At 43.1% G+C, this 19,630-nt stretch carries 20 protein-coding genes; 7 read left to right on the top strand and 13 right to left on the bottom strand.

Annotation, left to right across the window (positions count from 1 at the left end):
• Positions 1-32: 32 nt before the first annotated feature.
• From BLQ44_RS04385 to BLQ44_RS04375, 3 genes are all read right to left on the bottom strand, one after another.
• Entirely contained in the window at positions 33-572 is a 540-nt protein-coding gene (locus BLQ44_RS04385) for a hypothetical protein (protein WP_093192459.1), read from the bottom strand.
• A 33-nt stretch (positions 573-605) separates the two neighbouring features.
• Entirely contained in the window at positions 606-1,067 is a 462-nt protein-coding gene (locus BLQ44_RS04380; RefSeq protein ID WP_093192457.1) for a DUF4367 domain-containing protein, read from the bottom strand.
• 692 nt (positions 1,068-1,759) lie between these two features.
• Positions 1,760-1,975 (bottom strand): DUF6366 family protein, encoded by a 216-nt coding sequence (locus tag BLQ44_RS04375; protein WP_093192455.1) that lies wholly within the window; start codon positions 1,973-1,975, stop codon positions 1,760-1,762.
• A gap of 182 nt (positions 1,976-2,157) precedes the next feature.
• Between BLQ44_RS04375 and BLQ44_RS16475 the strand changes: the two genes are divergently transcribed.
• Together BLQ44_RS16475 and BLQ44_RS04370 are read left to right on the top strand one after the other, a co-directional pair.
• The gene (locus BLQ44_RS16475) at positions 2,158-2,319 is read left to right on the top strand and encodes a hypothetical protein (RefSeq protein WP_176757425.1); all 162 of its coding nucleotides are present in this window, start codon (positions 2,158-2,160) and stop codon (positions 2,317-2,319) included.
• Positions 2,320-2,430: 111 nt separating this feature from the next.
• Entirely contained in the window at positions 2,431-2,895 is a 465-nt protein-coding gene (locus BLQ44_RS04370; RefSeq protein WP_093192453.1) for an SRPBCC family protein, read from the top strand.
• Between the two features lie 73 nt (positions 2,896-2,968).
• Here the strand turns inward: BLQ44_RS04370 and BLQ44_RS04365 are convergent, their stop codons facing one another.
• The 5 genes from BLQ44_RS04365 to BLQ44_RS04345 form a co-directional block, all read right to left on the bottom strand.
• Positions 2,969-4,222, bottom strand: a complete 1,254-nt coding sequence (locus tag BLQ44_RS04365; protein WP_093192451.1) for an MFS transporter — start codon at positions 4,220-4,222, stop codon at positions 2,969-2,971.
• 74 nt (positions 4,223-4,296) lie between these two features.
• Positions 4,297-4,905 (bottom strand): ArsR/SmtB family transcription factor, encoded by a 609-nt coding sequence (locus tag BLQ44_RS04360; RefSeq protein WP_093192449.1) that lies wholly within the window; start codon positions 4,903-4,905, stop codon positions 4,297-4,299.
• Positions 4,906-5,138: 233 nt separating this feature from the next.
• Positions 5,139-5,768, bottom strand: a complete 630-nt coding sequence (locus BLQ44_RS04355; RefSeq protein ID WP_093192447.1) for a hypothetical protein — start codon at positions 5,766-5,768, stop codon at positions 5,139-5,141.
• Between the two features lie 117 nt (positions 5,769-5,885).
• A complete protein-coding gene (locus tag BLQ44_RS04350) occupies positions 5,886-6,470 on the bottom strand; it encodes a hypothetical protein (protein WP_143004689.1) in 585 nt (194 codons plus the stop codon).
• Positions 6,471-6,746: 276 nt separating this feature from the next.
• Complete coding sequence (locus BLQ44_RS04345; RefSeq protein WP_093192443.1) at positions 6,747-8,024, bottom strand: hypothetical protein; 1,278 nt, start codon at positions 8,022-8,024, stop codon at positions 6,747-6,749.
• Positions 8,025-8,145: 121 nt separating this feature from the next.
• Here BLQ44_RS04345 and BLQ44_RS04340 point away from each other — a divergent pair, with 121 nt between their 5' ends.
• A complete protein-coding gene (locus tag BLQ44_RS04340) occupies positions 8,146-8,724 on the top strand; it encodes a Maf family protein (RefSeq protein WP_093192441.1) in 579 nt (192 codons plus the stop codon).
• Between the two features lie 43 nt (positions 8,725-8,767).
• On the opposite strand, the gene BLQ44_RS04335 is transcribed toward BLQ44_RS04340, so the two are convergent.
• Both BLQ44_RS04335 and BLQ44_RS04330 read right to left on the bottom strand, forming a co-directional pair.
• Entirely contained in the window at positions 8,768-9,574 is an 807-nt protein-coding gene (locus tag BLQ44_RS04335) for a 2OG-Fe dioxygenase family protein (RefSeq protein ID WP_093192439.1), read from the bottom strand.
• A gap of 315 nt (positions 9,575-9,889) precedes the next feature.
• Positions 9,890-10,876, bottom strand: a complete 987-nt coding sequence (locus BLQ44_RS04330) for an aldo/keto reductase (RefSeq protein WP_093192437.1) — start codon at positions 10,874-10,876, stop codon at positions 9,890-9,892.
• 350 nt (positions 10,877-11,226) lie between these two features.
• Between BLQ44_RS04330 and BLQ44_RS04325 the strand changes: the two genes are divergently transcribed.
• Both BLQ44_RS04325 and BLQ44_RS04320 read left to right on the top strand, forming a co-directional pair.
• Entirely contained in the window at positions 11,227-11,424 is a 198-nt protein-coding gene (locus BLQ44_RS04325) for a hypothetical protein (RefSeq protein WP_093192435.1), read from the top strand.
• A gap of 113 nt (positions 11,425-11,537) precedes the next feature.
• Positions 11,538-12,860, top strand: a complete 1,323-nt coding sequence (locus BLQ44_RS04320) for an S-layer homology domain-containing protein (RefSeq protein WP_093192433.1) — start codon at positions 11,538-11,540, stop codon at positions 12,858-12,860.
• Positions 12,861-12,917: 57 nt separating this feature from the next.
• Here the strand turns inward: BLQ44_RS04320 and BLQ44_RS04315 are convergent, their stop codons facing one another.
• On the bottom strand, positions 12,918-15,029 hold the full coding sequence (locus tag BLQ44_RS04315; protein WP_093192918.1) for a glycoside hydrolase family 3 protein: 2,112 nt from the start codon (positions 15,027-15,029) through the stop codon (positions 12,918-12,920).
• Positions 15,030-15,168: 139 nt separating this feature from the next.
• Between BLQ44_RS04315 and BLQ44_RS04310 the strand changes: the two genes are divergently transcribed.
• Complete coding sequence (locus BLQ44_RS04310; RefSeq protein ID WP_093192431.1) at positions 15,169-16,077, top strand: AraC family transcriptional regulator; 909 nt, start codon at positions 15,169-15,171, stop codon at positions 16,075-16,077.
• Here BLQ44_RS04310 and BLQ44_RS04305 read toward each other — a convergent pair.
• Entirely contained in the window at positions 16,067-16,519 is a 453-nt protein-coding gene (locus tag BLQ44_RS04305; RefSeq protein ID WP_093192429.1) for a GNAT family N-acetyltransferase, read from the bottom strand. The genes BLQ44_RS04310 and BLQ44_RS04305 overlap by 11 nt on opposite strands.
• Before the next feature lie 109 nt (positions 16,520-16,628).
• Between BLQ44_RS04305 and BLQ44_RS04300 the strand changes: the two genes are divergently transcribed.
• Complete coding sequence (locus tag BLQ44_RS04300; protein WP_093192427.1) at positions 16,629-17,144, top strand: hypothetical protein; 516 nt, start codon at positions 16,629-16,631, stop codon at positions 17,142-17,144.
• Between the two features lie 11 nt (positions 17,145-17,155).
• Here BLQ44_RS04300 and BLQ44_RS04295 read toward each other — a convergent pair whose 3' ends face one another.
• Positions 17,156-19,528: a putative bifunctional diguanylate cyclase/phosphodiesterase gene (locus BLQ44_RS04295; protein ID WP_093192425.1), complete on the bottom strand. Its 2,373-nt coding sequence runs from the start codon at positions 19,526-19,528 to the stop codon at positions 17,156-17,158.
• Positions 19,529-19,630: the final 102 nt, after the last annotated feature.

Here is a 19,630-nt window from a genome sequence, read left to right as displayed (position 1 = left end):
GTTAATTACTTGTCACCTGCCACCTTAAAACTTCAAGAAGAGCCATCCAAGCTCGATATCGTCTCTGTAGTTTCTATTACACTCTCTGGTACTGCGGAATCTTTATCTTCTTCCAATAGATGACCTTTGTTTAACGATACCTTTCCGTCTCCCGCATATACGTCAGAAAAAATATAAGCCTTTTTGGCAGGATCAAGCTCAGCTTGCTTACCTTTCTTCCCAATCAGAAAGGTATAGTCTTTTCCCTTGGCAGTTGTCATTTCACCAGCACCCCAGGCAGTATTGTGCAGAGACAAAGTAGCTGTGAGTTTTACGATGGAATACTCTTTCTTAGCAGCCTTCATTCCAAATAAACTATACTGATCATTGCCGGAGCGAACCAGAAAAACTTCTTCTTTATCGGTCGTATCGATTCGTTCCACGTCACTCCTTGGATTTTCATCGAGGAAATGATGAATCGCTTCTTTTTCGGTAGGAAATGTTTCATCCTCTATGACATCTGTTTCTCCCTTCTGACAACTGACTAACACTGAGATAGTAAGAACAGCTAAAATAACATACTTGAGTCTCAACCTTATCCCTCCTCAATATACGCGCGTAAGGTACTAGTCGAAGGACTCTGCCACATTGATCAGCATGTCTTTACCAATATCGGTATTCGTACTCAGCTCATAACTTACTCCTTGCGCTTTCCAAGCAAGAATTTTGGCCCCCTGATCATTTTCCATGAACATACCTTCATTCCCATTTACATCAACTTCTTCTGTTTCATCAGGTAAGGTCCAAGTAACATCAGAATTCGTTACCTCTAAGGAGATATGCTTCTCGTTCTCCCCTATGTAATCGACGGCAAACAAAGGTTGGCTAAGAGAAGGCCTGCTTACATCTACATTCGCAATTTCGAAGGGCATTTCAGAAGGAAGCTCATAATCAAATTCAATTCCTTCTAAGTTTTGAGTAACATCCTCTCTGCTCACTTCATACATGTTATCATTTGCACCTGCAGAACATCCGTACAGAAAAAGTAGTATTACATGAAGGACAATGACTATCGATTTCGCTTTCATATTCTTAAGCCCCCTAAAAAATATGACACAATTCGCCTATGACTAAATTCTATACTCAGCGGGAATTTTCCTTTCAGCTATATTCATTACCCTCGATCAAAAAGGGCCACCTGCTCGCCCCGCACCTTTTTTGTCTTCGGCATCTTTCTCTATTTTTTGTCTTCTCCCTGAGACATTTCATTAATGTTCTCTCTCATTTGCTCGATTTGCTTTTTTACATTCACCAATAATGCGATGACAATCAGGAACAGAATCGGAATAACTACAAACAAAAACAGTGCTACCAATTGCTCTGCAATAATATTACTGATATTGACCCTCCTAAAGTACTGTTACCTGTAGATATCTCATTATAAAAAAATAAGGACACTATTCCAGACCCTCATTTATTCTATAGATTTTAATTTCAAAATTAATTAGCACCATCTGTTTTTCTTTCCCAAGTCACCTCAAACAACCATTTGTAAAATGTCGTTAAGAAAGATAACCCAACTATACCTACAGGGTTAAATGATGAGAAGACTATCTGCCATAATGAAAGACCTACTATCATAAATAGAAAAAACTTTAAATAACCAAGTATCTTAACCACCTCCGTAACTTTCGATACACCAAAACAAAACATAACTCATGAATCTGGAGAGATGGTTATTTATTCAACGCCTCTCTAAATTTCTCCCCTTGACTAGATTTCACCTGAAGAATAAGGGAAAAATTACAAACGCTGCTATCACCAAAATGATGAGCACCCCTGTTCCTTTCCAACCCATTCCACCAACTAAATCAACAAGGCTGCCATGATGCGCTCTATGTGAGGAATCGTTCAAATTTCCAGTAGGGTTTCCTTTCACTTCTTCTTGTCTCAATCTTTCTCTTCGTTTTTCAGGAGTTTCTTTTTCATCTCCCATATAATCCCTCCGTAATTCATTTATCTTATTTCATATACGATACCAATCCGATTCAGTTTCAAAAGTATAAGACGTAGCTGGTACTTTCATAGCCTGATAAAGATCGCATTAAAAGAAATTCATATCGTTGAAAAAATCTCCTCTTCCATATGTTAACATTTTCTTAAAAGGAGGTCGCTTGCATGGGCATTGTTATTTTTCTAATATTACTTCTTGTAGCCGTACTTGTTCACATGAGTCAGAAACGTAAGGAGCTTGAAAGAAGAGTAGAAGAGCTTGAGAAATTGAATGGTATTGAACACTATGAGCAAGACACAGTAGGTCCTATTGATAAAGGGGAGTAAGGCTACCCATTGAGTTCCTTCAAAATTTTTATACTATTGTTACCTGAAGGAGTATGAATAAGGATTAACTTTTATTAAAAAGTGGAACACCTTATTTAGAGGTGAGAATCATTGAAAATATATAAGATAGAAAGAACCCAGCAGCTTCCTATTACCATAAGTGAGGCATGGTCGTTCTTTTCAAGTGCAGAGAACTTATCCAGAATCACTCCACCATGGATGAAGTTTGAAGTTACCGGAGAGCTCCCTGACCGCATGTATCCCGGGATGATTGCGACTTATCGCTTGCAGCCGGTGCTTGGGATTACATTAAGTTGGATGACGGAAATCACTCACATGGAGGAGAACAGGTTCTTTGTTGATGAACAGCGCCATGGACCATACCGATTCTGGCATCATCAGCATCATTTTAAAGAAGTGGAAAACGGCGTAGAGATGACGGATATTGTCCATTACGCACTCCCCTACGCTATTTTCGGGAAATTAGCACATAAGATAAATATCAGTAAGAAGCTGAATGAAATTTTCAGGTATAGGCATGAGAAGGTTGAGGAAATATTTAAGCAGCGAAAATAAAAAGAAGGCCTTTTCTTTTAGAGTGAAGTGATCGCAACTTATTCTAAGAGGAGAGGCTTTTCACTTATAGACATCAGTCCGCTCTCCGTAGAATTGGAAATGTAAAGTACAATAAGATCACACTAAATATTAATGGAAAAGAACTCCACACCATCAAAGTTTGAATGTTTACTCCCATTCCCAAGAAAATAGAAGTAACTGCATAGGAAAGTGGAATCAACCCTAACGATCCAGTACGAATCAGACTCATTACACGCCCTACTTTCTCTTCACTGGCATACGATTGTACCAATGAAATCAAAGGAATATTCACTCCAGGATTCAGCATACCGATGAAAATAATAATACTAACCGCAACTACTACAGAAGTCACTTGACTGAAAACAAACATCCCCACTCCTTGAAGAGCAATGAGGTACAGGGCATAAGCCCCTCTCTTACGTTGAATGTTCATAACTCCTATAAGCACTGAACCCAATACCATCCCAAAGGTAAATCCACCTTGCACAAAACTAAAGTCCACAGAGTTTCCATTGAGCACTCCTTCTACAAAGATAGGTAACCCCATCAATAAAGGCCCTGAAATAAAGAAGTTAACAATAATTGTAATGATAAGCAAAGCCCTTAACAAAGAAGAATTCCATGTGTATGTTAATCCTTCTGTTAACTGGATTTTAAAAGATTGCCGATTAGTATGATTTTGATTGTTTCGATCAATGTCTCTGGTTTTTATGAATAAAACACCGATGCCGGACAGGATTAAAAATAAACCAATCAAAGATAAAACGGCACTGTAGCTAAAAATACTGATTAAAATACCTGCGAGTAAAGGACCACTGAATAATGCAATCTGGATAGCCCCCTGGAGTAAAGAGTTTGCTCTTGTTAGTTGATGATTTTCAACGACTTTCGGGACCAATGCATCCCGGGATGGCTCAAATAATCCTCCACATGCTCCAAAGAAAGTTGCATTAATAGCGAGCACCCATATAGGCACTTCTTTTAGTAAAACGAAAAGTACCGCAAGTATAATGACCAGGATGGCTAACGATAAATCGGAATAGGACATGATTTTCGTTTGTCTGCTTCTATCTGCAACCACCCCTCCTATGACCATAGAAACCATCCGCATGGTCGTTAAACAAACTAATACTATACCAAGAGAGGCTTCCATACCGAGATTTTCTACTACATACCATGATTGTATGAACATAAACATGGAAAGACTTAAGCTTGAAACGACAGTTGTAAACCATAGCAACATAAACGACTTAGATTTTGATAAAGGAAGCGTTTCTCCTCTTTCCGATTGCTTTATAAGTATCATCTGACCTCTCCTTTAATAATCATTTTTACACGGTTAAATTTATCTTACCGTTAGTTCAAAAAAAGAGAGAACTTTTAAGATTCTCCTTTTTTCTTTTCATACTGGCCTTCTTCTATTTGTAGGCCGAGGATATGGAAATAATAGAGTTTAGAGTCTGAGGAAGGTTCCGGTCTTTGTATTTCTGCAAGTTCCTCCATTAATGTTGAGAACTTTTGCTGCCAGGCTAAGAAATCTTCTTCTTTTGCATGAATCTCATATGCACTGGATCGGTACTTCCACATAGCTGGATCCTTAGAACCTGACTCGTCTTGTAGAGACTCTTCGGGTGCAGCGAGGATTCGTCTTTTTGATTGTTCCAACATACTGACCATCATGTGTCTAACAGTTTCTGTCATATCAGAATAAGGAATAAGGGACTGATCAGGTACGAAACCACCAGCAACAGCTTGATAAAATTTTTGTACAATACCGTTTTTCTCTTCTTTATGAACGATTTCTACTAATTCATTCTTCTCTAATTCTTTCAAGTGGTAGTGAATACGAGCTCTTGATAGATTAAATAACTCGGAAAGTTGTTGCCCGGTTTTAGGTTTTTCCATTAGGCGTAGTAGTAATTCGGATCGAAATGGATCAGCTAATGCTTTTAGCTGTTCATGGGTGGTCAATAACTTTATATCCTTCATTTATTCCGTTCACTCCATTTACTCGGTAAAATTATTTTAACAATAGTATGGAGGAAGCCCTTATTATTGTCAATTGTCTTCATTAAATTGAAAAAAGCAACTACTCTTCGCTAATTAACCGCCACCTATGACGGTAGAGTTAATTTTGAGATATTGAAGCAGGGTTTTAACTAACACACTCGCCAGTTTAGGTTTTTCTCCTTACAAACTATCCTTTTTACGAAATAATCGCGTTATGCGAGACTCTGTTTCTTATTCCTATTCTTTCTCCAAACAATTGCTAAATAAATGAAAATGCTTGTAATCATAAGACAAAAGCTCACATTTTGAGCAATACCAATAAGATTGCTCCAACTTCTTGCACCATTTACAAACAATTGTAAGGTTATCCCCAAAACCAAGAATAATAAAACAAAACGATTCTTCTTAAATAGATACCCCAACGCTCCTCCTACAAGACCACCGGCAGTTGAGACTCCGTACCATTCTGCGTAGAATTTTATTTGATCTTTAAATGATGTCGCTACAGGTATAACCCCCTCGTAAAAGAAGCTTTCATAAATGTAGTCAAACAAGAAATAAAAAGTGATTGCAATGATTGTATAAAAGGCACCAAAAAATAATGCTTCCTTAATATTCCTCCCAAATTTATAACCAATAATCATAGCAATTATAAACCAGACTGGTAAGGAGTTTATCATTACCGCTAAATACGTAATTACGATTTCAAGAACCATTAATTCCTCACCCGTACTTGGAATGTGGTCGGAAATTACAGAAAAAATTCCAACTACCATCCCAATGGAAAGCGAGAAGATGATAAACCTTTTCCAATGATTTTTAAACTCTTGATCGTTCTTCAAAAATATAGCCCCCTTATTCCACTAAACTGCTCCTTTACTTGAAGACTCAATTTCGAGATAACAAATCACAATAGCAAATTTTAAAAGAGGTTCCTCATAAGCGCAGCTAATGCTTTTCTAGTCCTTTACAATTGAAATTTTCTCTGCACCATAGTGAGGTGGGAACTGTGACGTATGGACTTGAGTTGTATCATAGCTCACTAACACGACTTGCCCCGGTTCATAAGAGAGATTGTTATCTGTGAAAAACCAGGCCTCTTCATAATCGATGGTCTCGTTTTCTACATGAGGCGAAACAAGGATTCCCTGGAGATTGCCTTCACGTTCTACTTTCTTTACTTCCCCTTTGAACTCAACGAAATTAGTAACATCGTCAGCCTCTAGTTCCTGATTGCCCTGCGAAGTATCCAGACCATTGATAGTCTCTTGCAACGTACGATTCATCTCTTCGCTTCCGTCTACATAGAACACGAGGAGGTTATTATTCGTAAACATTTTATAGGGCTCTAATTCCGCCGCTTCCGTCTTTTCCCCAAACTCTTTCATCCCCTTGACGCTCGCTTCAATCGTCGGGTAGACATAAATGGACAGGGCGCGCCCTTCTAGGTTATATGGTTGAGGAGTGACACCGTTTAGCTCACGGATGAAAACGTTCTCCCTCGGAAGGTCCGCCCCCTTCAAATCCAAACCTTGTTCCTTCAAAGAAGCTGTTACCTCCTCCGAAGTAATGAGCGATGCGCCCTTTCGAGAGCCATCCCCCTCATTCTGTTCTCCTTGTAACGCTTCTTCATTCTTCGGTGACTCATCCCAAAAAAACAGGGAGAAGGAAACCCCGATCACAACGAGCAGACTTAGCACGACAGTAATTGCGAATTTGATAATGATACGCCCCCTTTTTTATAGTTTCTATAAAAAAAGTAGTTCAATTACGTCTGCAACATCTCTTATTGCATTCAGAACTGAACTACTTCCTTCTAATCATTTCACTCTTATGAACTCCCCTGTCGTCGCATCAACGAGAGCTTTCGAATATCTTTCCAATCCGGAAATAGGAAAAATATACACGAGACGCGAGCTATCGTCCTGCGCCAGTTTCGAATCTCCTTCAACGGTCACTGATGAGCTGATCGAGTCTCTTGCTTGTTCAGGCGTCACTTCCACTGAAACATCTTGTTGTGATTTATCCTTGTAGGCGAAAGAAAGATCAAGCCACGTCAAAGCATATCCATCTCCCTGTTTCTGAAAGTCAGCCTTCACCGCAAAATCCCGTTGCTCGACTCCATTCTTTGTTTGAAAAACTGAGACAACTACTTCATCGTCGAATTCACGGACATCTGTGGTCCAGTTTTCTCCTGGTACCTCTGATGCTTCAACCATATGAAGGGCGGCCTCTTCCAGATTTCCCTTCACAGGATAAACATCCAACGAATCCATCGTGATCCCCAGCAAATGCCCTCCATGGGTACTGACAGCCATCCTGTATCTCTCACCATTTCCTGTATAAAAGTGAACTTCTCCTGCTCCACTATCTCTATAAAGGTGTCCTGTACCGACTCCGGAACCATCGAGAGTCATCTCTTTATCAAGAACACTCTCCACTTGCTGCTTCGCTCTTTCTTTCAATTCTTCATGCTCAAGCGCAGGTTCTCCTTGGAATAGAGTTCCTACTTTCTGGGAATCCCCTTGTTGATACTCCCTGAATTTTTCATCTTTATGTACAACTTCCTGATAAGGATCCACTTCTTCCCGGAGTTCTTTAAGTCGCTCTCCAATTTTAATGGCAAAGTCTCCTTCTTCTTGTGGAGAGGTCATCTTTCTTATTTCTCTATAAGCTTCTGAAGAGACGTTGGCATAATCACGTATTGCTGTAACAACTTCACGTTCTTGCTTAGAGAGACCATCGTCTTCCCACGTATTTGTCAGATATCTTATGTATCCATATGTAAAGCGGTCCTGATACGCATAACCTTCTTGCCCAGGAGGGATATCGGCGATTTCAAGAATCGATCCATCTATCCAGGAATGACCTTCCGCGCTTTCGACTTCTTCAAGGTAAGACAGCGTTTTGTCCGGTGTTCCTGATGCAAGAGCATTAGTCAAAGCGTATGACCAATCACTATATTCGACTTGCATATTGTAAGCCCAACTCCCTAAGAGTTTCTTTTCTTCCTCATCGATTCTGTTGGTCATAAAATAAGATAGACTCATCGATAACCCGATCCCCAGCAAAAGAGACCCGGTGATTATTTTCTTCATATTTCCAAACACTCCCTTTCCCGCCATCGTACCACAGAATATTCCGCTTACAAATAGTGGACAAGGGTATAGCCCTGTGTTACTTTCAAAAAAATCCACCCGATATTCAGGAGGCTTCGCTATGACCAAACAACTCATTCTCGCTTCGTCTTCCCCAAGGAGGCAGGAACTTCTCCAGCAGGTACATATTCCTTTTTCATTAAGAAAACAGAACTTTGATGAATCCCTGATCACAGAGACCGATCCACGTAAAAAGGTGGAACAGCTCGCCTGGAACAAAGGAAAAGACGTACCTATCGAAGACGGAGAAGTCATCCTTTCCTCCGACACCGTCGTTTCTTACCAGGGGCAGATATTTGAAAAACCGAATTCCGAAGAAGAAGCTCGTGCAATGATGGAAGCCATGAGCGGGGATGTTCATGAAGTGATGACGGGCGTATACATCCGTTCCAAAGAAAAGGCTGTATTGTTTACGGAAACTACGGAAGTCGAGTTCTGGGACATCAATGAAGAAGACCTTGGCTGGTACGTAAAAACCCAGGATCCTTATGATAAAGCTGGCGCGTATGGCATTCAGAGTCTCGGTGCCATGTTCGTGAAACGCATCAACGGCGACTATTACACCGTGATGGGACTTCCTATCTCACGAGTCGTGCAGGAATTGAAGGAATTCTCTATCTCCCCGGTCCCGACGAAATGAAAGAAGGTGCAGGAAGGACACTTGTCCCCTGCACCTCATTTTTTCATTTAGCGAATACCAATTTGCTCTTTTTCAGTTGAGCAGAAATCTCATCCGGATCCGGGCAGACCGTCGGCTGAAAATCGATCAGAATCATCGAGCGCTGGCCTTTTTCATTCTTTTGCCCTTTCGTTACAGGGGCGACATAGTGACTGACCATCGGATCGAACACTCCGTAGGATTCGAGCGGCTCTGTCAGCGTCATTTGCTTTAGTAATTTACTATCGTCTACATTCTCAGGCACATCACCGGCCACTTCCGGAACACCGATCGCGTTCAAGCCACCTTCCACGTTCTGCCGATGAACGAGGTGAGCGAACGTAAACGGCTCTCCGTCCTGATGCAAGTGGTTCGGAGAGGAGACTGCGATGTCCTCGTCATTTTCCACTTCCAACTTCACGAAATGGATACCTGCATGGACAGGAAGCAGCATGTCTTCTTCTCTCCAGAACGTCTGCTTGTAGTCGAACATTACAATATCGTTCAGCAGCTTGTTGGCTCTTATTTTCTCAGAAATGGCGGGAAAATCACGGGCCGCATTCGTATATTCCGGGTTGAAGCTTCCCTGGAAGTATTTATACATCTCTCCTTCTTCCGTATGAACCGATGGAAGCCAGTGTACTTCGTCGGTCCCTGGAACGATAACGGCACGCGCATACCTTCTGTATCTATTCAATTCTTTGGCATAAGAATCCACCGGAAGTGTTGAGAATTCCTGCTTCAGTTCTTCCAAGTCTTCGTCCATCTGTGTATATTGCAACATTTCTTTCAGGTTGTAGTATTCGTATCCATTGTTTTTCAAAAAGCTCACTTATGAGTCCTCCTGCTGCATTGTTTTCGTTATGTAGTCCATGATTATAGTAACTGAATGGTAGCGGTATGTGCAAAACCTGACTCTCTTCCTACATTACTTACGATTATTCCATCCATAAAAGATGACGAACGTCACCAGAATGAAGAATACGAGCCCAATGCCGATCAGCATATCCATGATGAATTCCATCTCAGCCCTCCCGTGTGTGCATAGTCGTTCGTACTGTATACGTATGCTTAAACTCCTCTATCCATTCTACCATACCAAAAAACAAAGCCCTTCACCTATCTTCAGGCAAAGGGCTTCGTTGCATTATTTCGGAAGTGGGGCTTTTTCTGAGATGAATCCTTTCGACACGAGCTCATTCCAGAAGTCTTTCGGGATGTCGGCCTCCATCATCTTCAAATCCTCTTCGATGCGATCCGGACGAGTGGATCCCGGAATAATCGAAGAAACAGCTGGATGAGCGGTAGAGAACTGAAGGGCGGCTGCTTTCAGATGAACATCATACTTATCGGCGATTTCCTTCAGCTGTCTTACGTGCTCCAGAATTTCCTCTCCGGCTTCTGCATAGTTGAAGTGATCTCCGCCAAGCAGCACACCTGAGTTATAAGGACTACCGACGACGATGTCGACGCCCTTCTCTTCGGCTAGCGGCATCATGCGCTCAAGCGCTCGTTCGTGCTGCAGCAGTGTATATTGGGTAGCGGACAGACAAACATCCGGATTCACGTCTTCGAGTTCCATCGCAAGCTCGATTGGTGTCGTAGTATTTACACCTAACCCCCAGCCCTGAATGACGCCTTCGTCTCTCATTTCATCCAGAACTTTGAACGCTCCTTTTCGTGCCTGATCGAATTTCTCGACCCACGCATCCCCATGAAAATCAGGCGACACATCATGGACGAATACCATATCGAGTCTGTCCGTTTTCAGACGCTCGAGACTTTGTTCGATCGATTTTCGTGTGGATTCTTCACTATAATCCGTCACGACTTCATTGTCCCGGCCGTGCTCAAACAGACCTTCTTTATCTTCTGTTTCTTCTTTCATGTAACGACCGACTTTCGTGCTGAGTACGAAATCATCACGATTCTTCTCAGAGAGGACGTTGCCTACGCGGATTTCCGCAAGTCCCGCTCCGTAGAATGGTGCCGTATCGAAGTAACGGATGCCCTGGTCCCAGGCATTCTGTATCGTCTCTTCCGCTTCTTTCTCAGGCACATCACGGAACATATTCCCAAGTGGTGCCGTTCCAAGCCCAATGTTATGTTTTTTCGCTTTATCTAATGACTTCATTGCTTATCTCTCCTTTCAGATACATAAGTTATATATCCGAAAGATTCAAAGGGAAAACATAGGGATGGGTAGTCAAAAAATTGTCATTCTTTCTTTTTCACAAGCATGGACAAGGATATATCTTCCACTTACAATGAAAGTGTGCTCTTTTCAAAGAGCCATCGAAATGTGGGAAAGACTCCTCATCCTCCGAGGAGATCCATCTGTGCATGTAGCACCAAGAATTTCCGAACTTAAGCCCTTCCGCTCTTATGCGGAAGGGTTTTTTAATTAGGTTCGATACTACAAGAGAGCTCACCTGCATGCTATCATTAAGTAAGATTCTGTAATACTTGTAAGGAGAAATTTCTATGTTGAAGAATGATAGAGTCAACGCTCTTTTTAAAATGGCAGGCATACTCATTACATATATTTTCACCCTTCACGGTACCTTCTCCCTATTTGCTGAAGGGTGGGGACTCCTGTTGTTCGCCGTACTCACTGCTTTCACTGCCCACACCGTGATCAGACAAGTTCAAAGAGTAATAAGAAACGAACGTCTAGATTAAGTATTCTCTCCGATTTCCTCAATTTCAAAAATTAGGATTCAAACATTTGTAAAAAGGGTATCACAAAAAGATGTCGAATACATATTCGGAAAACAGAAAAAGGAGAGGATCGTTTGAAAAAGAAACTGTTGTCACTCAGATTGACTGTCATTACTATGACCCTGCTCGCTTTTATTCTTCCCGCTCCCCTGACAAGCCTTGCTGAAGAAGAAGTGGATTATGTAGCACTCGGAGATTCCCTCGCTTTCGGAGTAACGCCGACCTGGGATCAGCAGAGTGTACCGGATAGCGGCTACGCTCATCTACTAGCTCACCATATCGATGAGCTCGGAGAACTCGATTCCTTCACCAATCAGTACTCCTACCCTGGTTATACGACAGAAAATGTCCTGAACGACCTTCAGAACGATGTCCGTATGCCTTCGGAGGATACTGATGACAGAGGTATCCGCATGGCGGTCAGCGACGCTGATGTCATCACTATTTCTGCTGGAGCGAATGATGTGATCAGTGAACTGTCCATCGATAGCGAAACAGGACAAGTTTCGTATGACCCTGAATCTTTCGAGGCAAAACTTGGAGAAATCGGGGCGAATCTCGCTAATACTGTGACTGACATACGTTCACTGAACCCTGAAGCGGACGTCTATGTCATGGGCTATTACAATCCATATCCTTACCTACAGGCAGAACAGCAGGAATTGCTAAATCTGGCACTAGATGAATTGAACCGCGTCATCAGCCAGACTGCCACGGCGACAGAGAGCACATTTGTCCCTACCTCAGAAGCTATCGATAGACGTGCAATGGACTACCTGCCCGATCCGACGGACATCCATCCGAACGAACTGGGCTACCAGGTGCTTGCCAATGAATTCTGGGAAGAGATGACACTCCAGGAACCTATGGATTTCACAGATGTCTCTGAATCCAGCTTCGCCGCTGAAAGCATCGATTACCTCACAGCGAAGAAGATTCTACAAGGATATGACGGAGAACACTTCGCACCCGGACAGGACGTGACCCGTGCGGAAGCGATTCTGATGCTTGACCGAAGCATCGTACTCAGCCAAGATCAGCCAACTGAATCATCCTATAGTGACATTGATGACAGCATGGTCGCTTACGATTCTATCGTCAAATTGACGAGTGAAGAGATTATGGACGGATTCCTGGACAATACTTTCCGACCTGACGACTCGCTTACCCGCGGACAGATGGCGAAGATTCTTGTGAATGCCTTCGATATGGAACCAGTCGAAACGACAGGAACCTTCACGGACGTCACTGATTCTTACTGGGCGAGCCCATATATTGAAACACTTGCTGCCAACGAAGTAGCCGCCGGTTATGAAGATGGAAGCTACAAACCAGGCAAGACCGTGACCCGACAGGAACTTGCAGCATTCATCGAACGTAGCATGAACTTAAACTGATTCTCATCAAAAAACACCCTGATCAGAGGCGGCTCCTCGAATCAGGGTGTTTCCTATTTAGTAGAACGTCAATCCATGACCCAACCTGTATGCATTTCCGTCTTCATCCTTATAAGCATAGTTCATTCCTTCAGGCATATATCGATCTTTGTCGTAGCCCGGAACATCATTTCTCGAAACACATGAACCATCCTGTTTTACAGCAATCACCTCATCACTCGCCGGCAGCGTCAACGGTAGCACACCTGAAGGCATGAATGCTCCTGCCATGACATCTAGTTGCGCATCGAAGAAGGTATCATATCCGGCAATCAGAGCATCTGCCAGCGGCTCTACGTTTCCGAGAATCCACGGAAGAACGACATTCACACTGATGACTACCTTCCCTCCACGGCGATGGATATCTTCAGCTATTTCTTTCACCCGTGATATTCCGCTAAGCGTAGTCTCTTGATACAATTCTCCATCGATCGCGGATTTCACTTTGTTTTCACATAGCTCGAGTTCAAGCAACCCTGGTGTCGCTGAGAAGTAAGCGCCTGATTTCGGCTGAAGAAAAAGAAGCGCTGTGTGTGCTTCTTCATAATCATCTGTAAGTGTGAAATGCCCAGCTTCTTTTCTCACTTCTTCCGTAAAGGTTCTCGCCATCTCTTTTTCTTTATGGAACGCTTCGACGTATACTTTCTTCTTTCCTTCTTTCTCTTCTGTGAGCGGCAACGTTCCGTCTGAATTCTTCAGAACTGTCACAGACTTCCGATGTGCTTCGTCCGCGGCTTTCTGATTTTCCGGATTCGCTACGATTTCCTCTGCCTCTTCAGGAGAGTTATAAGTTCGTTCATCGAACAGACCGAGCGCGAACATTTCCGTAAGAAGACGCACATTCGCCCCATTCAGACGTTTCTCACTGATCCACCCTTTGCTGACGGCGATACGAAGATTCTCAATATCATTCGTGTCCGCAATCAAATCCGTCCCGGCATTGATCGCTTTGGAGAACCGCTCCGCTTCACTGGAATCTTCCATGCCCCAGCTCATCTTATTGACGATGCCGCTGTCACTGTTCACATACCCCTTGAAACCGAGCTTGTCCCTAAGGAGATGCTGGATGAAATAATGGTTGAACGTAAATCCTACTTCTTCAAATGCTACATCCTCCCCATCCACTTCTTGAACGACACTCTTCTTGATGCTCGGAATGGAGTAGTAGGGCATGATCGCAGACGTTCCATGCTCGACAGCTGCTCGGAACGGAGGAAGATGATAGTTCTCCAAACTTCCAGGAGTCGGGTACAGGTTCCATTTTCCTTCTTCGTAGTGGGGATCGAAGCCGTTCTCTCTCGCACCGCCACCCGGGAAATGTTTCGTCGTCATCGCAATGCTTTCTTCTCCGACTTCCGGTCCCTGAAAAGCATCAATGATTCTGCCGATAGCGTCAGCGATGAAGGTCGGATCTTCCCCGAACGTTCCATACGTCCGTTGCCAGCGCGGATCCGTGACGGTGTCCGCCATGTACATATACCCTTTTCTGATACCAGTAGCGTTCCATTCCTTCTGTGCCGTTTCTGCAAAATCACTGATAAGAGAAGCGTCTCCTCCCTGTTCGATATCCCCTTTGGCAGCAGCGGCCAACCCGAGCGTACCGGGCCATGTCGAAAAGACGCCGGAGGCTTCGTTCATACCGAATACCGCTTCCGCATTCTCGTTGCGGGAGTTGGACGTGATCAACACGGGGATTCCGAGACGCGTCTCTTCCGCCACTTCGTTCATGGTATTGATCCATTCCGCAATATCCTTCGCACTGAAATTGTCCCGAAGAATGAAATGACGCAGGTTCATTTCCTGGATCGTTTTCGTCGTACCGAAGATTTTGGAAAGCGCGAAAATCGTTTCCCCTTTTTCCACTTCCCCTTCGTCCAGAATACCGTCATGGCTTGTCTTCTCTTTCTCTTCCTGAGCGAGTCCCATCTTCCTTGAATTTATCAGCATCATGCCGATCTTCTCTTCCGTAGTCATAAGAGAAACCAGGTTCTCAGCCCGTTCTTTAGGCGCCAGGCGCCAGTCTTCGTAAGGGTCCAATTTCCCGTTGCCATTCAGATCTTTGAACGTCTGTCCGTCTTCTTCTATCAACTGTTTCTTTCTGACCTCGAGTTTTGGCTGACGTTTAGCCATGTCTCTCATCCTTTCCTGATAGCGTATACATTTTTTCATGAATCACTCTTCTATATGCTATAATACTAGGAAATCATCAGAAAAACTGATTAATTTTTGCGTCGTTTCTTGCATATCTTGCTGTCTGGAGGATAAAAAAATGAAGGAATCCATCCACTTACCTGTCACGAATGAAAGTTTCGAGATCTATGACTTCTCCGGCGAAACGAACCAGGCGCTCATCGATCACTGGTTGCCTCTGCACAACGACTCCGCCGAACGATTCGCGAACTCGGACTCTCTCTTCCACCTCCATACACATGACGTGATGGAAGTGTTCTTCTTCCTCGGAGGAAGTTGTGAATTCTTCTGCGAAGGTAAAACGTACACGTTACGTCCAGGAGATATCGTCCTTATTCCCCCTTACGCAGTTCATCAAGCAAAAGTTGAAGACTCATCAACCTACGAACGCATGATTCTGAACATCAGTCCAAGACTGCTTGAAGATTTCACTGAGAGTGATGCTGAATTAAAGAAGAACATTGATTACCGCCACTCTCAGAGAGCATACGTCACCCGTAATGAGGAGTCTTTTCATGAAGTGATCCAGTTACTGAAACAATTGATCGACCACATTAAACAAGGCGAAGGTCATCATACCTTCACCCTCCATTACTTGTTGTTCCAGTCCATGCAGATGATTTTCGCTCCTTCTACGGTCAAGTTACCGGATATGGTGGAGAAAGACGAACGCCTCACAAGCATCCTTACATACATCGAAGATCACCTGACAGACAGAGACTTGAATCTCGCCAGCATTTCTCAGGCTTTCCATTTGAACAAACATTACTTCTCCCATTATTTCAAGGAAGCGATGAATCTGCCGGTTTATCGTTATATTCTCTTGAAACGTCTCTCGAATGCCATTGCACTTATGAAAAAAGGCAACCTGACACTCGAACAGGTAGCCATCCAATCAGGGTTTTCCGATTACTCGAGCTTTTACAGAGTATTCAAGAACGTTTATGCCCGATCCCCCAAAAAGATGCAAATGGAACTTACGAAGTGATTTTCCTCATGTGGACAAACGAATAGGTGCCGCCGTTCGTCTTCTGGGGGAAGCGGTAAATTTCTTGAAAACCCGCATTTTCGTACAAACGGATGGCCCGTTTGTTGAAAGCGGCGACATCCAGAGTCACGACAGAAGCGTTCAGAAATACCAGGCAAGCATCGAGAAATGTCCGTCCCTCTCCCCGGCCTGTACGATCCGGACGCAATCCCAGGCTGATATACGCCTCTTCTCCCTTATAGGTCCAACTGAAGAAACCGACGAGTTCTTCATCGTTAAAAACGGCGTATGTATTATCGCCACGCTTCTCTTCATCAAGGAACTCCTCCAGATCTTCTTCATCCGCTTCCATATCGTAAAAAGAATAGTCTCCCTCATAATGCCACGTATATGCGATTTCTTCAGCTTCCTTCTGATTTAATTTTCTAAACGTATAGGTCATCTTTCTCCTCTCTTTCCTTGTATCTATGTTTCCGTCCGTTTACTTATTATGGTAGCATATATGTACACTTCTTCACTCATTACCTACCAATTACTCAGGAGGCTCACGTATGAACAAATGGAAAGTAGCAACTTTCATCTTGCTAGCCGTAAGTATCACCCTCGGCATATTCACCTTTCAAGCAGAGAAAGAGACAAGAGCGATGGAGAAAGATCTGGTTCTTCACTATAAGTTCAATCACCACAAAATGACCGAAATGTTAGGGCGCGCCATAGATTCATACGGGGACGCAGCCCAAGTGGATGATAATCTTCACTATACTTATTCTTTTCTTGAAAAAGTAAATAAAGTAACCGCAAACGCTTCACCTATAGGAAGACATGCAGAGTTACCAATCAACTTTGACATTTATCATGGTACCCCTGTCCTACAAGCCTACAAGGAAATTAATTCAGACGGCGCGCTAACAGAAGAGACGAAAAAGGAATTGACCAGCTTCTATGACCGAGTATCCGCCATTGATGAAAAACTCCAGGACCTCGACATTGAAGATGCAGGGGCCGAGGAACTCCGAGAAGAATTAGCTCGTATCAATGAGGAACTCGAATTAGGGTCTCCCGTTTAATCACGACAACCTTAGGAGAATCCGTCATCGCGGCTCCACGAATGAAGGAAGGATGCTTCATAATCCTCCGGTGATGATGGATGCCCGAAGTAATACCCCTGCATGCGATCACAGCCGAGATCTGCGAGTGTCTCGGCCTGTTCTTTCGTCTCCACACCTTCGGCAATCACCTCGAGACTAAGGTTCTCAGCCATCTGGACAATAGCAGCAATGATTCCTGATTGGGTCATTGATTTATGAACGAAAGATTGATCGATTTTCAATATATCTATGTTCAGGTGATCCAGGTAACTGAGAGAGCTGTAACCTGTACCGAAATCATCAAGACTGATTCGGATGCCGAGCTTATGCAGCCGTTGCAACTTCTCCTTTAGATCATCTTCATTTTTCATAACGATCCTTTCAGTGATTTCCAATTCAATCATGGTTCCCTCCACATTATGAGAAGAGAGAAGCGTAACCAAATACGGAACAAACTCTTTTCGGAAAAGCGTATCCATAGAAATATTGATCGACACTCTTCCTCTCATGACCCCCTCAGCCTTCCATTTCTGAATCTGAGCAACGACAGATTGAATGACGTGCTTCTCTAAATCGACGATTAGTTTGCTCTTCTCTGCAATCGGAATGAATATGCCAGGTGAAATCATCCCTCTCCCCTTGTGATTCCAACGTACGAGGGCCTCCGCACCTACAAGACCGGGAGAATAACTATGATTAAATACATACTTCGGCTGATAATGAACGGTCAATTCTTTTCTGTGAATCGCAGCTATCAACTCCCTTTCGATGGAAAGGTTCTCTTCTTCTTCACGGAAAAGGGTAGGGTCGTATTTCGTAACACGGTTCCCTCCTTCTTCTTTCGAGACGTACATCGTCATATCAGCATATTTTAGCAGAGTTATAGGGTCCTCCGAATCGATCGAATCCGTCCATCCAACACTAGCTGTCAATAAAATTTCCACTCCATTTATGGTCATCGGTTCATTGAAGTTCTCTAATATTTCTTCTGAAACGAGAGACGCATCCTTCCGCTGACAAACGACCAGAAATTCGTCTCCACCCAACCGAATCGCAGAAGCATTATATTTTTCTGCAATTTGTCTTATATAATTACCTATAACGATGAGGAGTTCATCTCCAAAAGAGTGACCAAACGTATCGTTCACACGCTTGAATCGATCGAAATCCATCATCAGAAAAGCATAATCCTTTTTTTCTGTTTTCAGCTTATCTGTCACCTTATTCAATTTCCGACGGTTCGGCAGCCCGGTCAATTCATCATGATAAGCCAGGTGCTCGATGGTTTTCTTCGCTTTCAGCTGCTCGGTTATATCTTCGATCAATCCGAAGACCCCTATAATCCTACCCTGGACGATTGTTCGTACAGCAGTAATCTTCACGTCTCTCTCTTCGCCATCTTTCATTTTAAGCTTCGTCTCAAGACGCTCTACATTCCCGGCAAGGATATTATCAAAATACTGCCTTACTCGTTCTTTATCTCTCCCTCCAAAAAAATGAAAAGCATCCAGATTCGCAAGTTCTTTATCCGTATATCCGGTAAGTCGACTTGCTTCTTCATTGACCTCTACAATTTTCCCTTTTTTGTCCGTAGAAAAGACGGCATTAGGGTTATGGTGAAAGAGAGAACGGAATGCTTCGGCGTTTCGCATCTGATACTGGTTCCCCAGAAAGTCAGGAATGAGTAACAAGATCAAGTTTGTGAAAATCGTAAAAATGAACGGCAGAAGAATCCAGCCGCCACCAGCAGTGTAATCAAGCATAGCTATGAGGATGATATATGGAATACCCGCCAAAGCAAAACCTGTGGCAATCGTTCCGACCCACTCCCATCCTCTTCGCATATCCTTGATTCCTTCATTCGTTATCAGCAACAAATAACGCAACATGGGAACGGTCATACTGATGGTCATCGCAACAGTCAATAAAGATAACGGAACGTTCACTTGTATATAATCGTTGAACAATGTATAAAATCCCGTAACATTTGCCGCCATGACAGCTACTGCGATAAACACACTAGCCATCAGAAATACGAAATTGCTTTTCACTTCGAACTGAGCCACCCAAATTGCACAGAATGAAGCAACAAAGCAAAGGAGAAAATTGATGATTATGTATATCCCGTAATAAGCCGTATCTAACGGCAGACCTGTAGACAACGAAATGAATATATGACTGATCCAGAACATCACACCAAGAATAGCAGCGTACAAGACCATAGTCTTTGTAGGCATTTTACTGGTAGCTACTCGCTTCACCCGTTTCACAAAAACGATACCGGTGTAACAAACTATTATTGTCACCAGAACTGTCAACACAATATAGACGATACTGAATTGATCAAGTGGTACTGCATTCATAGGCTATCCCTCCATGCTGTCGAATTTTGTCGAATATTTCAGCTATCATTCTATCACAAAATCTGACGAAATAGGACTTACTATCTACACTTTTCCTAGTTG

The sequence above is a fragment of the Salimicrobium halophilum genome, from assembly GCF_900100295.1.
In the GTDB taxonomy this organism is placed as follows: domain Bacteria; phylum Bacillota; class Bacilli; order Bacillales; family Halobacillaceae; genus Salimicrobium; species Salimicrobium halophilum.
Note: the sequence above shows the minus strand (reverse complement) of the source record. Positions and strands in the feature narration are given on the sequence as shown.